The sequence below is a fragment of the Alkalicoccobacillus porphyridii genome (assembly GCF_007293315.1).
Classification (GTDB): Bacteria; Bacillota; Bacilli; order Bacillales; family Bacillaceae_D; genus Alkalicoccobacillus; species Alkalicoccobacillus porphyridii.
The window spans coordinates 1-245 of sequence record NZ_VLXZ01000378.1 but is presented as its reverse complement, the minus strand read 5'-3'; the positions used below and the strand labels follow the sequence as shown (position 1 = coordinate 245).

Sequence of the window (245 nt, the reverse complement as noted above, 5' to 3'; positions counted from 1 at the left end):
AAACACGTACCGCTGGACGCGCTTGAGCGTATTCATCGTCATAAAACCGGCGCATTGATTCGCGCCGCCGTTCGCCTTGGTGCATTAAGCGCCGGAGATAAAGGGCGTCGTGCTCTGCCAGTACTCGACAAGTACGCAGAGAGCATCGGCCTTGCCTTCCAGGTTCAAGATGACATCCTGGATGTGGTAGGAGATACTGCAACGTTGGGAAAACTCCAGGGTGCCGACCAGCAACTTGGTAAAAG

1 protein-coding gene is annotated in these 245 nt (G+C 54.7%); it reads left to right on the top strand.

Annotation, left to right across the window (positions count from 1 at the left end):
* A partial coding sequence (locus tag FN960_RS24650) for a polyprenyl synthetase family protein (RefSeq protein ID WP_185971170.1) occupies positions 1-245 on the top strand: 245 nt, incomplete at both ends.